Source organism: Pseudomonas sp. SED1 (genome assembly GCF_034044025.1).
In the GTDB taxonomy this organism is placed as follows: domain Bacteria; phylum Pseudomonadota; class Gammaproteobacteria; order Pseudomonadales; family Pseudomonadaceae; genus Aquipseudomonas.
Genome location: NZ_JAXCIS010000102.1, coordinates 18,236 through 42,818, shown reverse-complemented (window position 1 = coordinate 42,818; position 24,583 = coordinate 18,236). Strand labels below are relative to the sequence as shown.

Below are 24,583 nucleotides of genomic sequence, written 5' to 3'. Positions count from 1 at the left end.
TCGGTGGCTCAGGTCAAACGTATCCGTCGTAACGTCAGCGGCATCATTCTGCTCGACAAGCCCATTGGCTTTACCTCCAATGCGGCGTTGCAGAAGGTCCGCTGGCTGCTCAATGCCGAGAAGGCAGGGCACACCGGCAGCCTCGACCCTTTGGCCACCGGCGTGTTGCCGTTGTGCTTTGGCGAGGCCACCAAGTTTTCGCAATACCTGCTCGATTCCGACAAGGGTTATGAAACCCTGATGCAACTGGGCAAGACCACCACCACGGCAGACGCCGAAGGTGATGTTTTGCAGGTTCGCGAAGTGACCGTTGGTCGTGCTGATATCGAGGCTGCCTTACCTGCTTTTCGTGGGCAAATCAGTCAGATACCGCCGATGTACTCGGCTCTCAAGCGTGATGGCCAGCCGCTTTACAAGCTGGCACGTGCAGGTGAAGTGGTGGAGCGCGAACCGCGTTCTGTTACTATTGCGCGCTTGGAATTGCTCGCCGCTGAAGGCGACACTGCCCGGTTGGCGGTGGACTGCAGCAAAGGCACCTATATCCGTACCCTTGTGGAAGATATCGGTGAGCAACTAGGCTGTGGCGCATACGTTGCAGAACTGCGACGCACCCAGGCAGGCCCTTTCACCCTGGCCCAGACGGTCACGCTGGAAGAGCTGGAAGCGGTACATGCCGAAGGCGGCAACGAAGCGGTTGATCGCTTCCTGATGCCATCGGACAGCGGTTTGCTGGATTGGCCATTGCTGCACTTCTCGGAGCACAGCGCGTTCTACTGGCTTAACGGCCAGCCAGTACGTGCACCGGATGCCCCGAAGTTCGGCATGGTGCGGGTACAAGATCACAACGGTCGCTTTATCGGTATCGGTGAAGTGAGCGAAGACGGGCGCATCGCGCCGCGTCGACTGATTCGGTCAGAATGACCGAACGAGGGTGGCTGTTAACAGGCACGGTCACTACTCATTTTTAGATACAGGGATTTGTCCCTGGCCTGTTGAAACCGCCCTTTGGGTGGTTTCCTGAAAAAAGGATTGCCTCATGGCTCTCGACGTTCAAGAAAAAGCTCAAATCGTAGCTGACTACCAGCAAGCTGTTGGTGACACTGGTTCGCCAGAAGTGCAAGTTGCACTGCTGACCCACAACATCAACAAGCTGCAAGGTCACTTCAAGGCCAACGGTAAAGATCACCACTCCCGTCGTGGTCTGATCCGGATGGTAAACCAGCGTCGTAAGCTGCTGGACTACCTGAAAGGCAAGGATCTGGGTCGTTATCAGGCTCTGATCGGTCGCCTGGGTCTGCGTCGCTAATAAGCGATTGCGCTAGAGGTTGGTTGGCTGTCGTGTGTCAGTGGGTTTCCCGCTGGCCCATGGCAGGCTTCCAGCCTCAAGTTTTATCTGGATACACGTTTTACCCTGGACAGGCGTTGGGCCGATTCCCGACATTGCCCAAGAATTTCGCAAGAAGACAAGTTCCCCAAGAGCCACAAAGAAGGTAGGACACCGTGAACCCGGTTATCAAAAAATTCCAGTTCGGTCAGTCGACCGTTACCCTCGAGACAGGCCGTATCGCCCGTCAAGCCTCCGGCGCAGTGCTGGTTACCGTTGACGACGACGTCACCGTATTGGTGACCGTTGTAGGCGCCAAGACCGCTGACCCAAGCAAAGGCTTCTTCCCTCTTTCCGTTCACTACCAGGAAAAGACTTACGCTGCCGGTAAGATCCCTGGTGGTTTCTTCAAGCGCGAAGGCCGTCCTTCCGAGAAAGAAACCCTGACTTCCCGACTGATCGACCGTCCGATCCGTCCGCTGTTCCCTGAAGGCTTCATGAACGAAGTGCAGGTTGTCTGCACCGTCGTTTCCACCAGCAAGAAGACCGATCCGGACGTCGCTGCGATGATCGGTACCTCGGCTGCCCTGGCCATCTCCGGCATTCCTTTCGATGGCCCGATCGGCGCTGCCCGTGTTGCGTTCCACGAAAGCACCGGCTACCTGCTGAACCCGACTTACGAACAACAGAAAGCTTCGAGCCTGGACATGGTCGTTGCCGGTACTTCGGAAGCCGTTCTGATGGTTGAATCGGAAGCCAAAGAGCTGACCGAAGACCAGATGCTGGGCGCAGTACTGTTTGCTCACGACGAGTTCCAGGTCGTGATCAACGCGGTTAAAGAACTGGCCGCTGAAGCTGCCAAGCCAACCTGGACCTGGGCTCCTCAGCCAGAAGCCACCGCACTGCTGGGCGCTATCCGCTCCGAGTTCGGCACCGCTATCTCCGACGCCTACACCATCACCATCAAGGCCGACCGTTACGCTCGCCTGGGTGAGTTGAAGGACCAGGTTGTTGCCAAGCTGTCCGGTGAAGAAGGCCAGCCTTCTTCCAGCGAAGTCAAAGCAGCCTTCGGCGAAATCGAATACCGCACCGTTCGCGAAAACATCGTTAACGGCAAGCCACGTATCGACGGCCGTGACACTCGCACCGTACGTCCGCTGAACATCGAAGTCGGCGTTCTGCCAAAAACCCACGGTTCGGCCCTGTTCACCCGTGGTGAAACCCAGGCTCTGGTAGTCGCGACGCTGGGTACTGCCCGTGACGCACAGCTGCTGGACACCCTGGAAGGCGAGAAAAAAGACCCGTTCATGCTGCACTACAACTTCCCTCCGTTCTCGGTAGGTGAGTGTGGCCGCATGGGTGGCGCTGGTCGTCGTGAAATCGGTCACGGCCGTCTGGCCCGTCGTTCGATTGCTGCGATGCTGCCTGCCGCTGACGTGTTCCCGTACACCATTCGTGTTGTGTCGGAAATCACCGAGTCCAACGGTTCCAGCTCCATGGCTTCGGTCTGCGGTGCTTCCCTGGCTCTGATGGACGCTGGCGTACCGATGAAGGCACCTGTTGCCGGTATCGCCATGGGTCTGGTTAAAGAAGGCGAGAAGTTCGCCATCCTGACCGACATCCTGGGTGACGAAGACCACCTCGGCGACATGGACTTCAAAGTAGCCGGTACCGCCAAAGGTGTTACCGCGCTGCAGATGGACATCAAGATCAAGGGCATCACCGAAGAAATCATGGAAATCGCTCTGGGCCAAGCCCTGGAAGCGCGCCTGAACATCCTCGGTCAGATGAACCAGATCATTGGTCAGTCCCGTACCGAACTGTCGGAAAATGCTCCGACCATGATCGCGATGAAAATCGACACCGACAAAATCCGTGATGTTATCGGTAAAGGCGGCGCGACCATTCGTGCGATCTGTGAAGAGACCAAGGCTTCGATCGACATCGAAGACGACGGCTCGATCAAGATCTTCGGCGAAACCAAGGAAGCGGCTGAAGCTGCACGTCAGCGCGTCCTGGGTATTACCGCTGAAGCCGAGATCGGCAAGATCTACGTCGGTAAGGTTGAGCGCATCGTCGACTTCGGCGCATTCGTCAACATCCTGCCTGGCAAGGACGGTCTGGTTCACATCTCCATGCTGAGCGATGCTCGCGTTGAGAAAGTGACCGACATCCTGAAAGAAGGCCAGGAAGTGGAAGTGCTGGTACTGGACGTGGACAACCGCGGCCGTATCAAGCTGTCCATCAAGGACGTAGCAGCAGCCAAGGCCTCGGGCGTTTAATCACCCCATCGCTGTAAGCTGAAAAAAGGACTCTTCGGAGTCCTTTTTTATGCCGGCGGGAAAGTGTCGCGAAATCAGGCGTTTAGCCAATCTCAAAAGCCGCAACTTGCATGCAGGCACGGTCGTCTTCATGCAAGTTGCACGATTTCGAAAATAGCATGTTTTCATAACATGTTGTTTTATAAGGATTTAATGGCTCGTCTGGAGTTGGCACACTGCCTGCAATATCCCTGTTAACGCTGCAGCATCAAGGTTTACGTACTGCAGACTTTTAATAAAACAGGAGTTACTCGTATGAAGAAGTTCGCTCTCGCTACTGCTACCGCTCTGACCCTGGCCATGGGTGCTAACGTAGCCTTTGCTCAGACTTCCCAAGCCCCAATGACGTTGGCGGCCGGTGAAGTCACCAAGGCTAAAGAGTCCACTTCGGATACCTGGATCACCACCAAAGTCAAAGCTGACCTGCTGACCGAGAAAGGTATTCCTGGGTCGGACATTAAGGTCGAAACCAACAAAGGTGTGGTTTCCCTGTCCTCGACAGTCGCTATCTCCGACGCGCAGAAAGCCACTGCTGTAGCAATCACCAAAAAAATCAAAGGCGTAACCGCAGTTTCGGCTGACGGCCTGATGGCTGGCGGCGCTACCAAGGCTGATAACGTCGACAAAACCAAAAGCGCAGCTGCTGGCGCCAAAGAGTCCACCTCGGACACTTGGATCACCACCAAAGTGAAAGCTGACCTGGTAACCGAGAAAGGCATTCCTGGCACCGACATCAAAGTCGAAACCAACAAAGGTGTAGTTTCCCTGTCTTCGACCGTAGCGGTCACTGAAGCGCAGAAAACCACCGCGGTGAACATCACCAAGAAAATCAAAGGCGTTAAAGCTGTATCGGCCGACGGCCTGAAAGCAGAGTAACGCTTAACGAATCGCCTGAGCTAGGCGGAGGCGGCCACGAGCGAGTTAGATATCCGCTCAATGCACCTCACAGGTTCATGCGACCGACCACACGGATGTGGTCATTACAGGCCCCGGCACTTGTGCCGGGGCCTGTTCTATTGTGGGTAGAAAAGTGGGGAGGTTAGCGAGGCTCTTGTGGCGAGGGGGCTTGTCCCCCGTTGGGCCGCGTAGCGGCCCCTTGGTATGACGACGGTGACCTGCCTGAATGACCGCGACGCCCTGATAGGGGCCGCTGCGCAGCCCAACGGGGGACAAGCCCCCTCGCCACAGGTGCTCAGCGGGCGCCGGGTTATTCGGCATCCAGATGCATCGGTGTCACCACCCGACCATCTTTCTCCGCCTGTCCAAGATTGGCGTCGATAAAGTAAACCCGATCATCTTCCAGCTGGCCTTTGTCCACCAGGTAGTCCTTGATCGCGCTGGCGCGGTCCTGGCCCAGTTGGCGCAGCAACACGTCGCTGCCACTCCAGAACTTGATCACACCGTCCCGCAGCTTGGCGGTGCGCTCGTCACTGCTCAGGTCTTTCCACTCGGCCGGTGGCTGTTGTTTCAGGCGGGTACGGTAGATGCCTTCCAGCAGCGGCGCCTTTTCCTTTTCCGGGACTTCAAGCAGTGACGCCTGGGCCGGGACCTTATCGCCACGGCGCTGGAGGATCTTGTAGTAGTTGTACTGGTATTCGCGTTCCAGCCGCTGTGCGGCCAACAGCGGACCGTCACTGCTGGCAGCGGCGGTGCCTTCGATCTCCAGGCGCAGGGCCGGGCGCTCCTTAAGGGCCTTGGCCAGGCTGTCCAGTGCCGACTGGGAATCCTTGCTCAGCTCGCTGGAACCTGCGACGAACGACACGTTGCCTAGGTCTTGTGCACCACCACCGCTAACCAACCCGCCAATGAACTTGAAGGGCGCTGTGGCCGCGCGTACCACCAGGTTACGCAGGGTCTGCCAGACAATCGGCATCACGCTGAATTGCGGGTTGTTCAAGTCGCCGGTCACCGGCAGTTCAATGGAGATCTTGCCGTCGGAATCCTTGAGCAGAGCAATCGCCAGGCGTATCGGCAGGTCCACGGCATCAGCACTGTCGACCCTCTCACCCAGTTGCAGCTGCTCGACCACCACCTTGTTCTCGGCCTTCAACTGGCCTTTGGTGATGACGTAATGCAGGTCAAGGTTGAGCCGGCCCTTGCGAATACGGAACCCGGCGAACTTGCCCGAGTAGGGCGTCAGGTTGGTCAGTTCGACACGTTTGAAGCTGGTGGCGATGTCCAGCGCAGCCATTGGGTCAAACGGGTTCACATTGCCCTTGATGGTCACCGGCGCATAACGGTCGACCTTGCCCTTGATGTCAACGCTCGCTGGCTTGGCCTGGCGACTGTCGATGGTGCCGATCTGGCCGTTGAGCTGTTGAATCGCCGTGGCGAAGTTCGGGGTCAGGCTGAAGTCGGCGAAGTTGGCCGAGCCGTCGTTGATCGCAATTTGACCAATATGAATGCCCAGGGGCTTTTCTTTGCCGGCCGCAGGTTTGGCCGCGGACTTGGTGCCGCTGTCGGCCGGCTGTGGAATCAGCAGGTCATCGATGTTGGTGGTGCGGTCATCGTTGATCATGAAGCGCGCATAGGGCTGCAGCAGGTTGACCTTGTCGATCGACAGGCTGTCGCCATGTTGATAATTCACGCCTTCCAGCACCAGGCGCTGCCACTTCAGGAAGTCGCGGGTCTTTAGGGTGTCCAGGGTGTGCAACTGATCGACCTGTGCCCGGCCAGTCACCTGGAACGCCAAAGGCTCGGTGCTTTTCAGGTTCACGTCGAGGTTGCTGCCGAGCATGCCGCTACGCAGTTCCAGGCGGATAAACGGGCTGATGTAGGACTGGGCGACGCGCAGGTCGATGTCCTTGGTATCCACTTTCAGCTTGGCGCTGACCGGGTTCAGGTTGACCTGGCCGGTCGCCTGGAGCTTGCCCTGTTTGCCTACGCCGGTATCCAGCTTGAGGGTAAACGGGCTTTGGTTGAGGCTGTCGAAATCCTGCAGGTCAAGGTTCAGCGGCCCCACTTCCAGAGCGACTGCCGGCTTGGCGGAACGGTCCGCCAGGTGCACTTGATAGTTGCGCAGTTGCACGTCCTTGAGCAGCACTTGCCATGGTTTGCTCGGCGCTGCCGGTGCGGGCTTTGGCGAGTCGGCGGTGGCGGGTGCGGTGGCAGGCTCGGCGGCGGGTGCCGGCTTGCTCGGTTGGCTGGCAAACAGTTTCTGCCAATCCAGTTGGCCGTCTGCTTCAAGGGCTGCCCAGGTTTCGAGCTTGTTGCTGCGGATCTTGCCGACAATTACCTGCTGCTTGGCCAGGTCGACAGTGGTGTCGCTGACTTCCAGCTTCTCAAGGCGGGCAAGTGGCCGGCCATCCGGGGCTTTGATCGCAAACGGCGCGACACTCAGGGCGACGTTGGTCAGGTTCAGCTCGGTTTCCTTGGCCAGGCTCAGCTTGTAGTCGGTGCTGAAATTGAGGATGCCGTCTTCCAGAACCAGCGGTAACGCGTCACGTACATAGGGCCACCAGACTTTCATCTTGCCGTCGGTAACCTTGAGTTTGCCCTCGGAGGCAATCGGGATGAGGCTGAAGTTACCGGTCCAATCGATCTGCCCGCCTTCAGGGCCGGCCGCAACCAGCGTCATATCAGCGTTGTCTTCGGGCAGCGTGCTGAGGTTTTTCAGCTCGAAATCCAGCTTGTCGTAGAGAAACTCGATCGGTTCGCTGGGGCGCAGATCCTGGAAGTGCACATAGCCGGCTGCCAGCTTGATGTTATCGATGCGTAGAGGGAACGGCTTGGCGTTGGGATCGGTGGGCGTAGGCTCGCTGGCTGGCAATTTGAACAGTTGCGCCAGGTTGAGTTGGCCGGACTTTTCGAACAACAACTCGGTCTTGGGCTTGTCGAGCTGTACGTCAGCCAGGTGCAGGGCGCGGGTCCATAGGCTGTCGATCTGCAGGTTGGCATAGAGGCGTTCAAAGCCCACTTGCTCCTTGCCAGGCTCACCGATATTCAGGCCCCACACGGTCAATTCGAGGCTGAACGGGTTGAGCTCGATACGCTCGATGCGCGCTGGCACGGTGGCGTAATTGGCCAACTGTTGGTTGGCTACGCGAAGGGCGATGCCGGGGAGAATAAGGAAGCCCAGCAAACTGTACAGAGCAAGGGCGGTCAGCAAGGCGCCAGCGGCGCGAATCAATCCTTTGGGCATATGTGACGCCATCTATGTCAATCAAGAGTGCCTTGGAGTATGGCACGGGTTTACGGTTCCGAAGCAACGGTCCTTTATTCCTGCGGCCAGGCTCTTTTGGGACAGATCTTACAGCTGCAAGATCAGCGTCTTCAGCGGGGGCTGCTGGTCTTGCGACGGGAAGTCCGCGCCTGGGTTCATGATCTGCCAGTCACGTACCGGGCGCCCGGCCTTTTCGGCGCAGCGCAGGACCTGGTCGCGCCAGTCGTCCATGCTGACTTTTGCCAGGTTGTTGCAGCAGATCAGCACGCCGTTGTCGGCGGTGGCCAGCAGTGCCGGCTTGAGCAGGCTCTGATAGTCGCGCAGCAGGTCGACGGTGCCGAAGGCGCTCTTGGCCCAGGCCGGAGGGTCGAGCAGTACCAGGTCGTATTGGCGTTGCTCCAGGCGTGGATAACTCGGCAGTTTCTGGCCGCGACGCTGGCTGATGGGCAGGCCGGCCAGTTGGCGGATTGCCGGGAAGTAGTCGGACTGCACGAATTCCATCGTCGGCAATTGCGGATTGAGCTGGCCGTTTTCGCGACCGACCGCGAGATTGCCTTCGGCAAAGTCCAGGTTGCACACCTCACGGGCGCCACCGGCAGCCGCGCTCAGGCCTACGCCACAGGTGTAGGCAAACAGGTTCAGCACGCTTTTACCGGCGCTGTGTGCCTTGACCCAGCCGCGGGTGTTGCGCAGGTCGAGGAACAGCAGCGGGTCTTGCCCTGCATGGCGGCCGCGCACGCGGTAGTTGAGGTCCCATTCGTGGCCGATCAAGTCTTCCAGGGCCGCAGGTTCTGCGCGGTACACCGTGTCTTCACGGTCGATGCGCGAGTTGCCCCGGGAGCGGTCGTTGTAGACCAGCAGCAGTTCCAGCCCCAGGTACTGGTTGATCGCCTGGTGCAGTTGCAGCAGGTCGTCGCTTTCCAGCGACTGGTGAAAGCTTTGCACCAGCAGTTGCGGGCCGTAGCGGTCGATCGTCAGGCCGCCGGCGCCTTCCTGGCTGCCGTGGAACAGGCGATAGCAATCGGTGCCTTGGGCATGCAGCTCAGCGAGCAGGTCTTGGCGATGATCGAGGGCGGCGCGCAGCGCCTGATTCAAGGAAGACATGTTGCGCGCCTTGCAGAGTAATGGGGGCGCGGGAGTTTAACAGTTATGGCTCCAGCAGGCCCATTCGCCTGTGGGCCCGTTGCACCGAACCGTTGCGCATGGCCCAGCGTAGCATTGGCGCGCTGCGCTTGACCCCGGCGCGAATCATCTGGCGTTGCAGCGAGCTTTGCTTCTGCCCGAGCATGTCGCTGGCCCAGTCCGGCAGCAGGTCGATGCCGGCCTGCATCATCAGCGAGCCAAACGGCTTGGCCAAGGTGCTGGGGGACGGCGCGTTCAGCAGCAGACGCAGCACTTCGTGGCTGCGGTCGTCACACAGCAGTTGCGGGCGAATGCGCTCAAGGTAGTCGGAAATTTCCTGACGTGAGCGCGGCACATGGCGCGCACCCAGTTGCTCAGCTACCAGGGCGATTTCGCTGTAGTACCGGTCTTGATCCCTGGGGGATAGTTCCGGGTTGCAATACCGCAGGTGGGCCGCCAGAAAGTTACTGACCTCCGCCACATGCACCCACGTCAGCAATTCCGGATCGCTGGCCGCATACGGTCGACCATCAGGCGCATGCCCCACCACTTGCAGGTGAATGGTGCGCACTTTCTCGATCAGCCATTCGGCGTCGCGGCGCGAACCAAACGTGGTCCCGGAAATAAATTGCGAGGTACGACGTAGCCGTCCCAGCATGTCTTGCCGAAAGTTCGAATGGCCCCACACGCCGGCCAGGGCCAGCGGGTGCAACGCCTGCAACATCAGCGCGCTGATGCCACCAATCAACATGCTGCTGAAGTCGCCATGGACCTTCCAGCTCACCGAGTTCGGGCCAAAGAGACCTGGATCGCCCTTGGGGTTTTCCAGGTCGAGTTGGCCGAGCGACAAGCCGGTCAGGCTCATCAGCTGGTTTTCGATGCGGCTGCGAATGAATTCCATGGGTTCCTATCGGTTGAGGCGTTTGTCGATCAGGCCATCCACCACGCTCGGGTCGGCCAGGGTGGAGGTATCTCCCAGGCTGTCCAGTTCGTTGCAGGCAATCTTGCGCAAAATCCGCCGCATGATCTTGCCTGAGCGGGTTTTCGGCAAGGCCGGTGCCCATTGAATCAGTTCGGGCTTGGCGAAGCTGCCGATTTCCTTGCTCACCAGGTCCAGCAGGTGCTTTTTCAGCGCGTCGTCGGGCTCGACGCCATTCATGGGCGTGACGAAGGCATAGATGCCCTGGCCTTTGACGTCGTGGGGATAACCCACCACGGCGGCTTCGGCGACCTGATCATGCAGCACCAGGGCGCTTTCCACCTCGGCGGTGCCGATACGATGCCCGGACACGTTGATCACATCATCGATACGCCCGGTGATCCAGTAATCGCCGTCCTCGTCCCGCCGGGCCCCGTCGCCGGTGAAGTAGTAGCCGGGGTAGGGTTTGAAATAGGTGTCGATCATCCGCTGCGGGTCGCCGTACACGCTGCGAATCTGCCCCGGCCAGCTGGATTTGATTGCCAGCACGCCACTGCCTGCGCCGCTGATTTCCTTGCCTTGCTCATCAAGCAGCACCGGCACTACGCCAAACATCGGCTGGGTAGCGCAGCCGGGTTTGATGCGCTGGGCGCTGACCAGCGGGCTGAGCATGATGCCGCCGGTTTCGGTCTGCCACCAGGTGTCGACAATCGGGCAGCGTTGTTCGCCGACCGCGTTGAAGTACCAGTCCCAGGCCTCCGGGTTGATCGGTTCGCCGACACTGCCCAGCAGGCGCAGGCTGGCTCGGGAGGTATTTTCCAGTGGGCCGTGGCCTTCACGCATCAGTGCGCGCAAGGCGGTAGGCGCGGTGTAGAAGATGTTGACCTTGTGTTTGTCGATCACCTGCCAGAAGCGCGAGCTGTCCGGATAGCTAGGCACGCCCTCGAACATCAGCGATGTGGCGCCATTGGCCAGCGGCCCGTAGACGATATAACTGTGGCCGGTGACCCAGCCGACATCAGCGGTGCACCAGAATACTTCGCCGTCGCGGTAGTCGAGGACGTACTTGAACGTCATCGCAGCCTGCAACAGGTAGCCGCCGGTGGTGTGGAGCACACCTTTGGGTTTGCCGGTGCTGCCGGAGGTATAGAGGATAAACAGCGGGTCTTCCGCCTCCATCGGCTCGGGCGGGCAGTCGTCGCTGGCCACATCCAGGGCCTGTTGATACTTGAGGTCGCGGCCTTCGGTCCAATTGACCGCCGCGCCGGTGCGCTGCACCACCAGCACTGTGCTGACGTCCGGGCAACTGGCCAGGGCCTTGTCGACATTCTGTTTCAGCGCCACAGGCTTGCCACCGCGCACGCCTTCATCGGCGGTGATCACCGTGCGGCAGTCGGCGTCGAGAATACGGTCGCGCAGGGCGTCCGGCGAGAAACCACCAAACACCACCGAATGCACCGCGCCGATCCGCGTACAGGCGAGCATCGCGTAGGCCGCCTCGGGAATCATCGGCATGTAGATACACACCCGGTCGCCTTTCTTTACGCCACGGCTTTTCAGCACGTTGGCCAGGCGGCTGACGTTTTGGTGGAGTTGGCGGTAGGTGATTTTGGAAGACTTTGCAGGATCATCGCCTTCCCAGATGAAGGCCGGCTGGTCGGCACGTTGCGCCAGGTGGCGGTCGATGCAGTTGTAGCTGACGTTCAGTTGGCCGCCGGCAAACCATTGGGCGGCGCCGGTCTTGATGTCGGATTTCTGAACGGTTTGCCAAGGCGTGGACCAGTCGAGAAAGCGCTTGGCTTGCTCGGCCCAAAAGGTATCGGGTTGTTCGACGGATTGGCGGTAGAGGCGCTGGTAGTCCTCTTGACTGAGTTGCGCAGCCCGGCGGACGGCATCGGCGGTGGGGAACGTGCTGATATCGAACATGAGGGATCCTTATTCTTGTTTTTGCGACAAGCAATAAAGATGCACCCTGTGGCAGGCGGGTTCAAGGCCAACGTCCAAACGGACGTTGGCCTTGCAGGCATTACATCAACCGCGGTGACGACCGCGGAAGTAGTTGATCAACCCTTGGGTGGACGCATCGTCCGCCGGCTGCTCTTCAGTGCCGGTCAGGCGGTTGTAGACGCCTTTGCCCAGCTCCTTGCCCAACTCCACGCCCCATTGGTCGAAGGCGTTGATGCCCCAGATGACGCTCTGCACGAACACTTTGTGTTCATACATGGCCACCAGCGCGCCGAGGCGGCGAGGGCTGATGCGTTCAACCACAATGGTGTTGCTCGGACGGTTGCCCGGGATCACCTTGTGCGGTGCCAGCTTCTGCACTTCGGCCTCGTCCATCCCTTTGTCGCGCAGCTCGGCTTCGGCTTCGCTACGGGTTTTGCCGAGCATCAGTGCCTGGCTCTGGGACAGGCAGTTGGCGTACAGCCACTGATGGTGGTCGGAGACCGGGTTGAAGCTGACGATCGGCACGATGAAGTCGGCCGGGATCAGCTGGGTGCCTTGGTGCAGCAACTGGTGGTAAGCATGCTGACCGTTGCAGCCTACGCCGCCCCAGATAACCGGGCCGGTGTCGGTGGAAACCGGCGTACCGTCCTGGCGCACGCTCTTGCCGTTGGATTCCATATCCAGCTGTTGCAAGTGCTTGGTGATGTTACGCAGGTAGTGGTCGTACGGCAGGATCGCGTGGCTCTGCGCGCCCCAGAAGTTGCCGTACCACACGCCCAACAGGCCCAGTAGTACGGGCATGTTCGCTTCGAACGGCGCGGTTTGGAAGTGCTGGTCCATGGTGTAGGCACCGGACAGCAGTTCCTTGAAGTTGGACATGCCGATGGCCAGCGCGATCGGCAGGCCGATGGCCGACCACAACGAGTAACGACCGCCAACCCAGTCCCACATCGGGAAGATGTTTTCTTCGCGAATACCGAAGGCCACGGCGGCGGCGTTGTTGCTCGAAACGGCGATGAAGTGGCGATACAGCTCGGCTTCCGAGCCACCCTGGGCCAGGTACCAGGCACGTGCGGCCTGGGCGTTTTTCAGGGTTTCGAGGGTGTTGAAGGATTTCGACGAGACGATGAACAGCGTGGTCTCGGCGCGCAGCTTCATGGTCAGCTCGTGGAACTCGCTGCCGTCGATGTTCGCCAGGTAATGGCAGCGCACGCCTTTGTGGGCGTAGGACAACAGCGCTTCAGACACCAGCTCCGGACCGAGGAACGAGCCACCGATGCCGATGTTCACCACGTCGGTGATCGGCTTTTCGGTGTAGCCACGCCACAGGCCGTCGTGGATGCGGCCGACCAGGTCAGTGATCTGGTTCAGCACCTTGTGCACGTCCGGCATGATGTTCACGCCGTTGACCGACAGCTTGTCGCCGACCGGGCGACGCAGCGCGGTGTGCAGCGCCGGGCGACCTTCGGAAGAGTTGACCGGCTCGCCGTTGAACAGCGACTTGATCGCGCCCTGAAGGTCGACTTCCTTGGCCAGGCCTACCAGCAGGTCGCGGGTTTCGCTGGTGATCAGGTTTTTCGAGTAATCGAGGAAAAGTCCGCAGCTGCTCAAGGTGAACTGGGTAAAGCGCTGGGGATCGGCATTAAAGGCTTCGCGCATGCTGAAATCCTGCATGGCTTGGCGATGTTGATTGAGCGCTTGCCAGGCGGGCAGAGCGGTAACGTCATGAGGGGTGCGGTAGTACGCCATCGCTGCGGGTTTCCTTTTTATTGCTGGGACTGCTTGTAGGACACTTCAAAGCCGGGAATGTGCTGTCTTTGTGAAGATGACAGGCTCCGGTCGACGCCAACGAATAGCGTAGGGCGAATACATTAAACCTAGCGTGTCGATCTGTCTTGGCTTTGTCTGCGCTGTGGCCGGTACTTTTTTATACCGGCCGATCAGGCAGTGCAACAGGAGGGGTGTGCCGCGGGGTCAGTTCAGCTGCAAATGCAGGTTGTCGATCAGCCGGGTGGCGCCCAGGTAGGCGGCGACCAGGATCACCAGATCCTTGTCTTCAGCGGTGGCCGGACGCAGGTGCAGGCCCTGGCGGACCTCCAGGTAATCCATGCGAAAGCCCGCGGCTTCAATCTGCTGGACCTGTGCCGCGCGCAGTTTGGCGAAATCGCGGTCGCCCGCTTCAATGGCGGCAGCCATCTGGCTGAGGCTGCGGTACAGCACCGGTGCGATCTCGCGCTGCTCTTCGGTGAGGTAACCGTTGCGCGACGACAGCGCGAGGCCATCGTCGGCGCGAACGGTCGGCTCGCCGATAATCTGGATCGGCATGTTCAGGTCATGGACCATGGCGCGAATGACTGCCAGTTGCTGGTAGTCCTTCTGGCCAAAGATCGCCAGGTCTGGCTGGACCATGTTGAACAGCTTGCTGACCACCGTGGCCACACCTTCAAAATGCCCGGGACGGCTGGCGCCGCACAGGCCTTCGGACAGTTGTGGCACGCTGACGCGCGTCTGGCCGGCCATGCCGTCGGGGTACATCTCGTCGACGGTCGGGGCGAACAGCAGGTTGCAACCGGCTTGCAGGAGTTTCTCCTGGTCGGCGGCCAAGGTGCGCGGGTACTTGTCCAGGTCTTCGCCGGCGCCGAATTGCAGCGGGTTGACGAAAATGCTCGCGACCACGAAGTCCGCTTGTTGCGCAGCCTTGGTCACCAGCGTGGCATGGCCGCTGTGCAGGTTGCCCATGGTGGGCACGAAGCCGATGCGTTTGCCCGCGCTGCGGGCATGGGCGACGGCGGCGCGCAGTTCGCGCACGGTCTTGACGGTGTTCATGCAGAGAATCCGTGTTCAGCGGCTGGGAAGGTAACGGCTTTGACTTCGCTGACGTAGGCGGCGAGGGCCGATTGAATGCTGTCCTGGCCAGCCATGAAGTTCTTCACGAACTTGGGTACGCGACCGGTCAGGGACAGGCCCAGCATGTCGTGCAGCACCAATACCTGGCCGTCGGTGCCGGAACCTGCGCCGATACCAATCACCGGGATTTTGACGGCCTGGGTGATTTCCGCTGCCAATTCGCTTGGCACGCACTCCAGCAAAATCATGCACGCACCGGCCTGCTCCAGGGCGATGGCATCGGCCCGCATCTGACGCGCCTGGGCTTCGCCGCGGCCTTGCACCTTGTAGCCGCCGAGGATATTCACCGACTGGGGCGTGAGGCCCATGTGCGCGCAAACCGGCACACCACGTTCAGCCAGCAGGCGAATCGACTCCGCAAGCCACGCGGCACCTTCAACCTTGACCATGTGTGCACCGGCACGCATCAGTTGAGCGCTGTTGGTCAGGGTCTGTTCGATGGTGGCGTCTGCCATGAAGGGCAGGTCGGCGACGATGAAGGCGCCCTCGTTGCCACGTTTGACGCAGGCTGTGTGGTAAGCGATTTCGTCGTTGGTGACCGGCAGGGTGCTGTCATGCCCTTGTAGAACCATACCCAGGGAGTCCCCCACCAACAACACTTCAACTCCTGCCTGGCAGCTGGCCTGGGCAAAAGTGGCGTCGTAGCAGGTCAGCATGGTGATCTTTTCACCTTTGAGTTTGAGGCTCTGCAAGGTGCTCAGGGTAACGTTTGGCATGAAAAGGGTCCTCATTCAGGCGCTTGGAAACAGCGAGTAACGCGCGTGAGTCTTCGTTTATACAGGCGCACTTTCTTAAGGATCAGTGCTTATAAGGCCTGGATTGCGCCCTTTAGCGCCGGGTAGGCGGCAGCGGGACGCCTATAGTCGTGAGGAGGACTCTGGAAGTCAATTGGATGTGTTACCGCATTGTTACGCGAGGGGTGTTACCGCTGTTACTGATGCGATTCAGCAGTAAATGATGCGTAGGAGCGAGCTTGCTCGCGAGGGTCGTTAACGATGATGCGGGAAGCCTGACACCCAGCGGTGTTCTCAGGTTTTTCGCGAGCAAGCTCGCTCCTACAGGTGTGAAGGCAGGCGTTCCAGGCCGGCAAACGGGCAGGCGTCCAACAGGTCGCTGAGCAGGCGGCCATCGGCGAGTTGCAGGCTGGCGGGGGCCAGTTCTGCCAATGGGTAAAGCACGAATGCACGCAGATGCATTTGATAGTGCGGCACCTTCAGGCGCGGCTCGTCGATAAGCCGGTCGCCAAAGATCAGGATATCCAGGTCCAGGGTGCGCGGGCCCCAGCGCTCGAGGCGCTCGCGGCCCTGGTCATTCTCGATGGCTTGCAGGGCATCAAGCATTTCCAGAGGCGCAAGCGCGCTGTCCAGGGCCGCGACCGCATTGGTGTAGCGCGGCTGGCCCGGGAGCAGGGAATCACTTTGATAGAAGGCGGAGACGCCCGCCAGCGTAGTGCTCGGCAATTGCGCCAAGGCCGCGATGGCATAGCGCAATTGTTGTTCAGGGGCCGCCAGGTTGCTGCCCATGCCGATGTAGATACGTTCCACGGGCTTACTCGCCAGACACGCTCGAGGCGTCGCCAGCGCTGCGTTTGCGCTTGCTGCCACTGCTGCGGCGACGTTTTTTCGGGCCATCGCCGGTGGCTTCGCCTTTGCTGCTGAGTTCTTTGATCATCTCGCGGCGCTGGCTGTCGTTGGCGTCCTGGTAGTCGGTCCACCATTCACCCAGGCCGTCGGTCTGCTCGCCGGCGCTTTCACGCAACAGCAGGAAGTCGTAGCCGGCACGGAAGCGCGGGTTGTCCAGCAACAGGTCGGCACGTTTACCGCTGCGCCGTGGCAGGCGCTCCTGCATGTCCCAGATCTCGCGGATCGGCATGGTGAAGCGTTTCGGGATGGCGATGCGTTGGCATTGTTCGGCGATCAGCTCATGAGCCGCTTCCTGCATGGCCGGAATTGCAGGCATGCCGCGATCCTGCAAGCGCATCACGCGCTTCGGCAGCGCAGGCCACAACAGGGCGGCAAACAGGAACGCCGGAGTGACCGGTTTGTTCTGCTTGATGCGCAGGTCGGTGTTGATCAAGGCTTCGCTGATCAGCGTGTGGGTGTAGGTCGGGTTGTACTCCAGTGCCTCGGCGCTGGCCGGGAACAATGGGTCGAACAGCTGCAGGTCTACGAGCATTTCGAACGTGTCGGCGGCATAGCCGGAGAGGAACAGCTTGAGCACCTCTTCGAACAGCCTGGCCGAGGGGATTTCCCGCAACATCGGCGCCAGGTCGCGAATCGGCGCGGCCGTGTGCTTCTCGATGCCGAAGTTCAGCTTGGCCGCGAAACGTACGGCCCGCAGCATCCGCACCGGGTCTTCCTGGTAGCGTTGCGTCGGGTCGCCGATCAGGCGCAGCAGGTTGTTGCGAATGTCGTGCACGCCGTTGGCGTAATCGAGGATGCGCTCGCTGACGGGGTCGTAATACAAGGCATTGATGGTGAAGTCGCGGCGTTGCGCGTCTTCTTCCAGGGTGCCGTAGACGTTGTCCCGCAGGATGCGCCCGCTTTCATTGCGGGAAGACTGGTTAGTGTCTTCTTCTTCATCGTTTTGCGGGTGGTTGGCGCGGAAGGTCGCGACCTCGATGATCTCGCGACCAAAGTGGATATGCACCAACTTGAAGCGCCGCCCAATGATCCGCGCATTGCGGAATTCGGCACGCACTTGTTCCGGCGTGGCACTGGTGGCGACGTCGAAATCCTTGGGAGTGATGTTGAGCAACATGTCGCGCACGCAACCGCCAACCAGGTAAGCCTGGTAGCCGGCGTTCTGCAGGCGTTCGACGATGTTCACCGCATAACGGCTGAACTGGGCACGCTGCAACGAATGCTGGTTGGCATTAAGCACTTCAGGCGTGCTGCGGATGTGTTGCGTACGACGCAAGGGAGAACGGAATGACTGGAACAACTTCTTCAGCATGGGATGCACTGTTTGAAGGAATGTTCGGCCATAACGAAGAATGACCGCATGATGGGCGGGGATTCTAGCATTTAGTCAGGGGATGGTGTAGGAACTAGCTGCAAGGCTTGAGCCAGAAGCTTAAAAGAAGGGTGGCAGGTGCCAAATCGCGGAAACTACAAGGGGAGCCGAAGCTCCCCCAGAAGTAGTTGCGTGCTCTATTTTTATTATTGGTTTCGGGCTTCTTGTTTTTGTTGATCGCCCTCGCCATGAAGCTTCACCTTCATGACACTCCCAATCGGGAGCCAAGAGCAAACGGATTGCTTTGGTCGCTGTGTTGCTGATCTACGATCCAACCAGTTCAGGCTCTGCCTTAGGGCAGTTTTTGTTGTTCTCGGCCTGGTTGCGGGGCAAGCCCCAAATGCAACGCCTCTCCAAAAGAATCAGTTAGCTGCGCCTCCGCCGTGTTGTTTTTGTTATGCGTGAGTCGATTCGTCTTATTTTTATTGTCTTGTACATTTGCTTGTTATTGTTTTTGTACTAAGCATATAGCAGGGTGCGTGCCAACTTTTGCGAGGTCCAGCAAAATAAGGGGTTCGGAGCGCTTTCGGGTTTTTGAGGGCGAAAAAAAGCCGGGGCTTCGTTACCGTAAGCCCCGGCTTTTGTTACGTGAAAAATCAGCGGTAACAGTTTTTTCACATCTGAGGGTGTTACCTGTGGGGGCGCCCCCACTCAGCTTTCGCTGGCAACCCCGGTTTTGCGCCGTGGGATACCCAGGCGCTGGCGCCGTTCCCACAGGCATTTACGGCTGACGCCCAGTTTGCGCGCCAGTTCGGTCTCGGTCATATGGTCCTGATGCTCGAGGACGAAGTGCTGGAAGTAATCCTCCAGTGACAAATCTTCCGTCGGCTCGTGGCTGTTGTTACTGCCACCCTGCTGCGGCGGCAGGCCGATGAAGTCGTCGTCATCCAGGTCGCTGAGCTCGATATCGATCCCCAGCAACTCGGCGGAAATCTCCGGGCTCTCCGACAGAATCACCGCGCGTTCTACCGCGTTCTCCAGCTCCCGCACGTTACCCGGCCAGGAATAGTGACGGATTGCCTGCTCGGCATCGGCAGCAAACTTCAGGTCGGTACGGTTGATCCGCGCACTCTGGCGAGCCAGGAAGGCCGTGGCGATTTCGTTGACGTCGGCACCGCGCTCACGCAGGGCCGGCAGTTTGAGCGCGATCACGTGCAGGCGGTAATAAAGGTCTTCACGGAACTGGCCGATCTTGGCCAGGCTTTTCAGGTCTCGGTGCGTGGCCGCGATCAGCCGTACATCGACTTTCTGCGACTGTACCGAGCCGACGCGGCGGATTTCGCCTTCCTGGAGCACCCGTAGCAAACGTGCCTGAGCTTCCAGTGGTAGTTCGCCAATCTCGTCGAGGAACAGCGTGCCGCCATCGGCGGCCTCAACCAGACCTGCACGGCCAGCGCTGGCGCCGGTAAAGGCACCTTTCTCATGGCCGAACAATTCGGATTCGATCAAAGATTCGGGGATCGCCGCGCAGTTCACCGAAATCATCGGTGCCTTGGCGCGCTTGGACAGGTTGTGCAGGGCGCGGGCCACCAGTTCTTTACCGGTGCCGGATTCGCCCTGGATCAACACATTGGAGTCTGTTGGCGCCACTTTGCGGATCTTGCTGTACAGGTCCTGCATCGGTGGGCAAGAGCCGATAATGCCGATTTCGCCATTGCTGTTATCCACCCCGGGCTTTTCAGCGCCGTTGACGGCCTTGCCCGCTGCCGGGCGTTCAGCCGGTGTGCTGCTGGCGGATTGACGGTCACGCAGGATGCGCGCCACTGCCTGGAGCATTTCGTCGTGGTCGAAAGGCTTGGCGATGTAGTCCACCGCGCCCATCTTCATCGAGTCCACTGCCGAGCGCAGGCTGGCGTAGCTGGTCATGATCAGCACCGGAGTGCCTTGGCCGAGTTTGATCAACTCGGTGCCAGGGGCGCCCGGCAAACGTAGGTCACTGACGATCAGGTCGAACGTGGGAATGCTGAAACGCTCTTGGGCTTCCTGCACCGAGCCGGCTTCGCTGACCTGGTACTGATTACGTTCAAGCAGGCGACGCAAGGCAGAGCGGATAATGGTTTCGTCTTCGACGATCAAAATGTGCGGCATTGATTCAACTCTCTCGACGGTCTCAGTTCACAGCGGACGTCGCTTCGACATGACGCGGCAAGGTCACCCGAATACGGGTGCCGCGTTGGCTTTCGGTGTCAGCCGGGCTGTCGATGGTGATTTGTCCATAATGCTCTTCAACGATGGAATAGACCAGTGCAAGGCCCAGACCGGTACCTTCACCCGGATCCTTGGTGGTGAAGAAGGGTTCGAACAATCGATCCATGATGTTCTGTGGAATGCCGCTGCCCTCGTCCTCTACGATCAGGTCGACCGTGTGCTCGAAAGCCTCGCTCTTGACCCGTACCGCGCTGCCGGCCGGCGACGCGTCGCGGGCGTTGGACAGCAGGTTGATCAGCACTTGGGCCAGGCGTTGTGAGTCACCGTCGACCCAATGTTCCGGGTCGCACAGGTTAAAGAACTGTACTTCGAAATTGCGCCGGTTCAAGGCCAGCAGCCCAATGGCATCCTGGGCGACTTCGGCCAGGCACACCGCTTCGTCGTGATTCTGATGGGCACCCGCGTGGGCAAAGCTCATCAGCGACTGCACGATGCGCGAGACACGCTTGGTCTGCTCGAGAATCTGCCCGCTGAGTTCGATGATTTCGCCGTCTTCCTCGCGCTCTTCCCGCAGGTTTTGCGCCAGGCAGGCGATACCGGTGATCGGATTGCCGATTTCATGAGCCACACCCGCCGCCAAACGCCCGATGCTGGCCAGGCGCTCGGAGTGCACCAGTTTGTCTTCGAGCATCTGGGTGTCGGTCAGGTCTTCCACCAGCAGCACCAGGCCGCTGTTACCGGGTGCCAGAGGCTCGTCGATGGCGGCCTTGTGCAGGTTGAGCCAGCGGGTCTGGCCGTCCAGCGCCAGGTGTTGTTTGTGCAAGTGTTCGTCGGGCAGGTTGATGAAGCCCTGGAGCAGTTCTTTCCATGGGTCGCCAATGGTGTTCAGGCGCGAACCCACCACGCGCTGGGCGGCGATCCCGGTGAGTTCTTCCATGGCCTTGTTCCACATCAGGATCTCTTGATCCTTGGCCAGGGAGCAGACGCCCATCGGCAACTCCTGCAGTGTCTGGCGGTGATAGCGGCGCAGCGCGTCGAGTTCGGCGGCCAGGCCGGTGAGGCGCGAGTGGTAATCCTCCAGCCGGCTCTCGATGAAGTGGATGTCTTCGGTCACGTAGTTTTCGCCGCCGGCCTTGTAGGGCAGGAAGGTCTCAACCATGTCCTGGGACACACTCGGGCCCATCAAGCCGGAAAGGTTGGCCTCGATACGGTCACGCAGGCGACGCAAGGCGTAAGGCCGGCGTTCGTCGAATGGCAGGTAAAGGTCGCGCAGGGCCTGCTCGACTTCCTTTTGCGCAGCCTTGGCGCCCAGCGGCTTGGCCAGTTGCGTGGCGAACTCCTGGGGCGAGGCAGCGTGCAGTTCGCGGCGTTGCGGGCGGCGTACGTTGTCCACGGCGCAGGCTTCGGCGGCGCTGGTTTCTTCCGGGCTGGCGTTGGTGAACAGCGAGATCAGCGTGAACATCAGCACGTTGGCCGCCAGCGAAGCAATCGCCGCCATGTGCCAACTGGTGTCATCCAGCACGTAGATCATGTTCAGCAGCGGGATGTAGAAACCCTGCAGATTGCCCACCAAGGGCAGCAGCATGGTTACGGTCCACACCAGGATCCCGGCCAGCAGCCCGGCGATAAACCCACGGCGGTTAGCGGTCGGCCAGTACAGCACCGACAACACGCCCGGCAGGAACTGCAAAGTGGCGACGAAGGCGACGATGCCCAGGTTGGCCAGGTCCTGCTCGGCACCCAGCATCAGGTAGAAGCCATAGCCAGCCATGATGATTGCGACGATCAGGGCGCGGCGGGTCCATTTCAGCCAGCGGTAGATATTGCCTTCGGCTGGCGGCTGGTAGAGCGGCAGTACCAGGTGATTGAGCGCCATCCCCGACAGGGCCAGGGTACTGACGATGATCAGGCCGCTGGAGGCCGATAATCCGCCGACATAGGCCAGCAGGGCCAGTGATTTGCTGTTGGCGGCAATGCCGATGCCCAGCGTGAAGTATTCCGGATTGGTGGTGGCGCCAAGCTTCAGGCCCGCCCAGAGAATCAGCGGCACCGCCAGGCTCATCAGCAGCAGGAACAGCGGTAAGCCCCAGCTGGCGCTGACCAGTGAACGCGGGTTGAGGTTTTCGGTGAAGGTCATGTGGTACATGTGCGGCATCACGATGGCCGAGGCGAAGAACACCAGCAGCAGTGTGCGCCATGGGCCTTCCTGCAACGGCGTGTGCAGCGCGGCCAGGGCGGTCTGGTTTTGCAGCAGCCACAGTTCCAGCTGTTGCGGGCCGTCGAATACACCGTAGAGCGCATACAGGCCAACGCCGCCAATGGCGATCAGCTTGATCACCGACTCAAATGCGATCGCGAACACCAGGCCTTCATGCTTCTCACGGGTAGCGATATGCCGTGAGCCGAAGAAAATTGTGAACAGGGTGATCAGTGCACAGAAGCTCAATGCAACGCGGTGCTGCACCGGCTCGCGGGTGAGGATGCTGATGGAGTCGGCCACCGCCTGGATCTGCAACGCCAGCAACGGCAGCACGCCGATCAGCATGAAGATCGTGGTCAGCGCACCGGCCCAGGTGCTGCGAAAGCGGAACGCAAACAGGTCGGCGAGTGACGACAGCTGATAGGTGCGGGTGATTTTCAGGATCGGATACAACAGCACCGGCGCCAGCAAGAACGCCCCGGACACCCCGAGATAACTCGAAAGAAAGCCGTATCCATACTGATAGGCCAGGCCCACCGTGCCGTAAAACGCCCAGGCGCTGGCGTACACGCCCAGGGACAAGGTGTAGGTCAACGGATGGCGAATGATCGCCCGCGGAATCATTCCACGCTCACTGATCCAGGCTACCCCGAACAGCGCGGCCAGGTAGGCGGCGCTGATCAGCAGCATCTCGGTCAGGCTAAAGCTCATCGGCATCTTTTTGGCTCTGCAGGATGAAAGTCACGACGATCAGAATCAGCCAAAGCAGATAGGGCCGGTACCAGGCGCCTGTGGCGTCTATCCACCAATCCATGATGGCGGGAGAAAACAGGTAGATCCCGACGACCAACAGCAGGACCAATCGATAGATGTACATGTTGGCCCTTGATTGAAATTGCGGAAATATAACGATTTTTTGTATGAGCGATGGTAACGGATGGCTCGCAAGCTGCAAGCGCCTTCAGCGCAATTGCGCTTCGGCCAGTGTGAGTGTGCGCGGGATCTGCGTGGCGTCCCAGTGCGCAATGCCCCAATCCAGCAGTTCCCGTGGGCTGGCGTGGTTCAGTTCGTCGCCCGCTGGCTGGCCCAGGGCACGCAGTGCTCTTAACAGCAAAGGCGTGGCCTGGTCGGTGGCCAAGGGCGGTGAACGATAGGATTTGCCCAGCTTGTTACCGTCCGGCTGGATGATCAGGGGCACATGCAGGTAGCGCGGTTGGCGCAGGCCCAGCAGTTCTTGCAGATACAGCTGGCGCGGCGTGGAGTCGAGCAGGTCGGCGCCACGCACGATGTCGGTCACACCTTGCCAGGCGTCATCGAGGACCACCGCCAGTTGGTAGGCATACAGGCCGTCGCGACGGCGGATGATGAAATCGCCTACGTCGCGACCCAGATGCTGTCGGAATTCGCCTTGTACACGGTCGGTAAAGTGGTACTCCAGCTCCGGCACCCGCAGACGTATGGCGGCATCTTGCTGGTCATGCCCGGCATTGCGGCACAGGCCGGGATAAATCCCGTTGTAGGGTTCCAGTTGCTTGCGCGAACAGGTGCAGGCATAGGCCAGGCCGTGGTTGAACAGGCGGTTGAGCACTTCGGCGTACGCATCGTGCCGCTCGCTTTGTCGGACCAATTCCCCGTCCCATTCGAAGCCGTAGCTTTCAAGGGCATTGAGGATTGCGGCCTGGGCGCCGGGTTCTTCCCGTGGCGGATCGAGGTCTTCCATGCGCATCAGCCAGCGGCCTTGATTGGCGCGGGCGTCGAGGTAGGAGGCGAGGGCAGCGACCAGGGAGCCGAAGTGCAGGTGTCCGCTGGGCGTGGGGGCGAAACGCCCGATATAGGAGGAGGCTGTCATGGGCCGGATATTACTGGAAAACCAGCAAACGCCAGAAACAAAAATGGAGCGTTCGCACGCCCCATTTGTACAGCTCGGCGGTGATTACTTGCCGACCTGTTTTTCCTTGATTTCAGCCAAGGTCTTGCAGTCCACGCACAAGTCGGCGGTAGGACGCGCTTCCAGGCGGCGAATACCAATCTCGACGCCGCAGGACTCGCACCAGCCATACTCTTCGTCTTCGATGAGTTGCAGGGTTTTGTCGATTTTCTTGATCAGCTTGCGCTCGCGATCACGGGCGCGCAGTTCAAGGGCGAACTCTTCTTCCTGGCTGGCACGGTCTGCCGGGTCCGGGAAGTTGGCCGCTTCGTCCTTCATATGGTCAACGGTACGGTCAACCTCTTGCATCAAGTCCTGTTTCCACTGTTTCAGGATCTTGGAGAAGTGTTCGCGCATGGGCTTGCCCATGTATTCCTCACCCTTCGATTCGACGTAGGGTTGGAAGCCGCTGATGCTCTGTTGCTTTGCTTGGGTGGGCATGAATGGACCGCCTCTCACTCTTCTAATCCATTGCGCAGGATTGCAACATCACCGACACCTGCCGGCCCTGCGGCTGCAAGCGGGCGAACTTACCAGATAGATTCAGGGTGCGCCACTCCCGGTTGTCGAGGCACCTTCTCTTGAGGGTTG

General features: G+C 59.9%; 18 protein-coding genes. 4 read left to right on the top strand and 14 right to left on the bottom strand.

The window, feature by feature from the left end:
* Positions 1 to 3: 3 nt before the first annotated feature.
* The 4 genes from truB (at position 4) to SNL23_RS13410 (ending at position 4,521) form a co-directional block, all read left to right on the top strand.
* On the top strand, positions 4 to 921 hold the full coding sequence (gene truB, locus SNL23_RS13425; RefSeq protein WP_003212182.1) for a tRNA pseudouridine(55) synthase TruB: 918 nt from the start codon (positions 4 to 6) through the stop codon (positions 919 to 921).
* A 115-nt stretch (positions 922 to 1,036) separates the two neighbouring features.
* Positions 1,037 to 1,306, top strand: coding sequence for a 30S ribosomal protein S15 (rpsO, locus tag SNL23_RS13420; protein WP_003176135.1), 270 nt, complete (start codon positions 1,037 to 1,039; stop codon positions 1,304 to 1,306).
* A 194-nt stretch (positions 1,307 to 1,500) separates the two neighbouring features.
* Positions 1,501 to 3,606: a polyribonucleotide nucleotidyltransferase gene (pnp, locus tag SNL23_RS13415; protein WP_076013749.1), complete on the top strand. Its 2,106-nt coding sequence runs from the start codon at positions 1,501 to 1,503 to the stop codon at positions 3,604 to 3,606.
* A 294-nt stretch (positions 3,607 to 3,900) separates the two neighbouring features.
* The gene (locus SNL23_RS13410) at positions 3,901 to 4,521 is read left to right on the top strand and encodes a BON domain-containing protein (RefSeq protein WP_003212178.1); all 621 of its coding nucleotides are present in this window, start codon (positions 3,901 to 3,903) and stop codon (positions 4,519 to 4,521) included.
* A 331-nt stretch (positions 4,522 to 4,852) separates the two neighbouring features.
* Here SNL23_RS13410 and SNL23_RS13405 read toward each other — a convergent pair whose 3' ends face one another.
* The 14 genes from SNL23_RS13405 to dksA all read right to left on the bottom strand — a co-directional run bounded on the left by SNL23_RS13405 (position 4,853) and on the right by dksA (position 24,433).
* Entirely contained in the window at positions 4,853 to 7,786 is a 2,934-nt protein-coding gene (locus SNL23_RS13405; RefSeq protein ID WP_318302454.1) for a DUF748 domain-containing protein, read from the bottom strand.
* A gap of 108 nt (positions 7,787 to 7,894) precedes the next feature.
* On the bottom strand, positions 7,895 to 8,911 hold the full coding sequence (locus SNL23_RS13400; protein ID WP_318302453.1) for a class I SAM-dependent rRNA methyltransferase: 1,017 nt from the start codon (positions 8,909 to 8,911) through the stop codon (positions 7,895 to 7,897).
* 43 nt (positions 8,912 to 8,954) lie between these two features.
* Positions 8,955 to 9,830, bottom strand: coding sequence for an oxygenase MpaB family protein (locus SNL23_RS13395; protein ID WP_318302452.1), 876 nt, complete (start codon positions 9,828 to 9,830; stop codon positions 8,955 to 8,957).
* A gap of 6 nt (positions 9,831 to 9,836) precedes the next feature.
* Positions 9,837 to 11,774: an acetate--CoA ligase gene (gene acs, locus SNL23_RS13390; RefSeq protein ID WP_318302451.1), complete on the bottom strand. Its 1,938-nt coding sequence runs from the start codon at positions 11,772 to 11,774 to the stop codon at positions 9,837 to 9,839.
* Positions 11,775 to 11,879: 105 nt separating this feature from the next.
* Positions 11,880 to 13,544, bottom strand: a complete 1,665-nt coding sequence (gene pgi, locus SNL23_RS13385) for a glucose-6-phosphate isomerase (protein ID WP_076013744.1) — start codon at positions 13,542 to 13,544, stop codon at positions 11,880 to 11,882.
* 225 nt (positions 13,545 to 13,769) lie between these two features.
* Entirely contained in the window at positions 13,770 to 14,621 is an 852-nt protein-coding gene (gene panC, locus SNL23_RS13380; RefSeq protein ID WP_318302450.1) for a pantoate--beta-alanine ligase, read from the bottom strand.
* On the bottom strand, positions 14,618 to 15,418 hold the full coding sequence (gene panB / locus SNL23_RS13375) for a 3-methyl-2-oxobutanoate hydroxymethyltransferase (RefSeq protein ID WP_318302449.1): 801 nt from the start codon (positions 15,416 to 15,418) through the stop codon (positions 14,618 to 14,620). The genes panC and panB overlap by 4 nt, the downstream gene beginning before the upstream one ends.
* Positions 15,419 to 15,757: 339 nt before the next feature.
* The gene (gene folK, locus SNL23_RS13370) at positions 15,758 to 16,246 is read right to left on the bottom strand and encodes a 2-amino-4-hydroxy-6-hydroxymethyldihydropteridine diphosphokinase (protein WP_076013741.1); all 489 of its coding nucleotides are present in this window, start codon (positions 16,244 to 16,246) and stop codon (positions 15,758 to 15,760) included.
* 4 nt (positions 16,247 to 16,250) lie between these two features.
* Positions 16,251 to 17,657 carry a polynucleotide adenylyltransferase PcnB gene (locus SNL23_RS13365; RefSeq protein ID WP_076013740.1) on the bottom strand — a complete coding sequence of 469 codons (1,407 nt, stop codon included), beginning with the start codon at positions 17,655 to 17,657 and terminating at the stop codon, positions 16,251 to 16,253.
* A 711-nt stretch (positions 17,658 to 18,368) separates the two neighbouring features.
* Entirely contained in the window at positions 18,369 to 19,805 is a 1,437-nt protein-coding gene (locus tag SNL23_RS13360) for a sigma-54-dependent transcriptional regulator (RefSeq protein ID WP_063033203.1), read from the bottom strand.
* Between the two features lie 22 nt (positions 19,806 to 19,827).
* A complete protein-coding gene (locus SNL23_RS13355; protein ID WP_318302448.1) occupies positions 19,828 to 22,782 on the bottom strand; it encodes a sensor histidine kinase in 2,955 nt (984 codons plus the stop codon).
* Complete coding sequence (locus SNL23_RS13350; RefSeq protein ID WP_003176118.1) at positions 22,766 to 22,942, bottom strand: hypothetical protein; 177 nt, start codon at positions 22,940 to 22,942, stop codon at positions 22,766 to 22,768. The genes SNL23_RS13355 and SNL23_RS13350 overlap by 17 nt, the downstream gene beginning before the upstream one ends.
* Positions 22,943 to 23,026: 84 nt before the next feature.
* Positions 23,027 to 23,914, bottom strand: coding sequence for a tRNA glutamyl-Q(34) synthetase GluQRS (gluQRS, locus tag SNL23_RS13345; RefSeq protein ID WP_167665374.1), 888 nt, complete (start codon positions 23,912 to 23,914; stop codon positions 23,027 to 23,029).
* Between the two features lie 84 nt (positions 23,915 to 23,998).
* Positions 23,999 to 24,433, bottom strand: coding sequence for an RNA polymerase-binding protein DksA (gene dksA, locus SNL23_RS13340; RefSeq protein ID WP_010174401.1), 435 nt, complete (start codon positions 24,431 to 24,433; stop codon positions 23,999 to 24,001).
* Between the last annotated feature and the right edge of the window lie 150 nt (positions 24,434 to 24,583).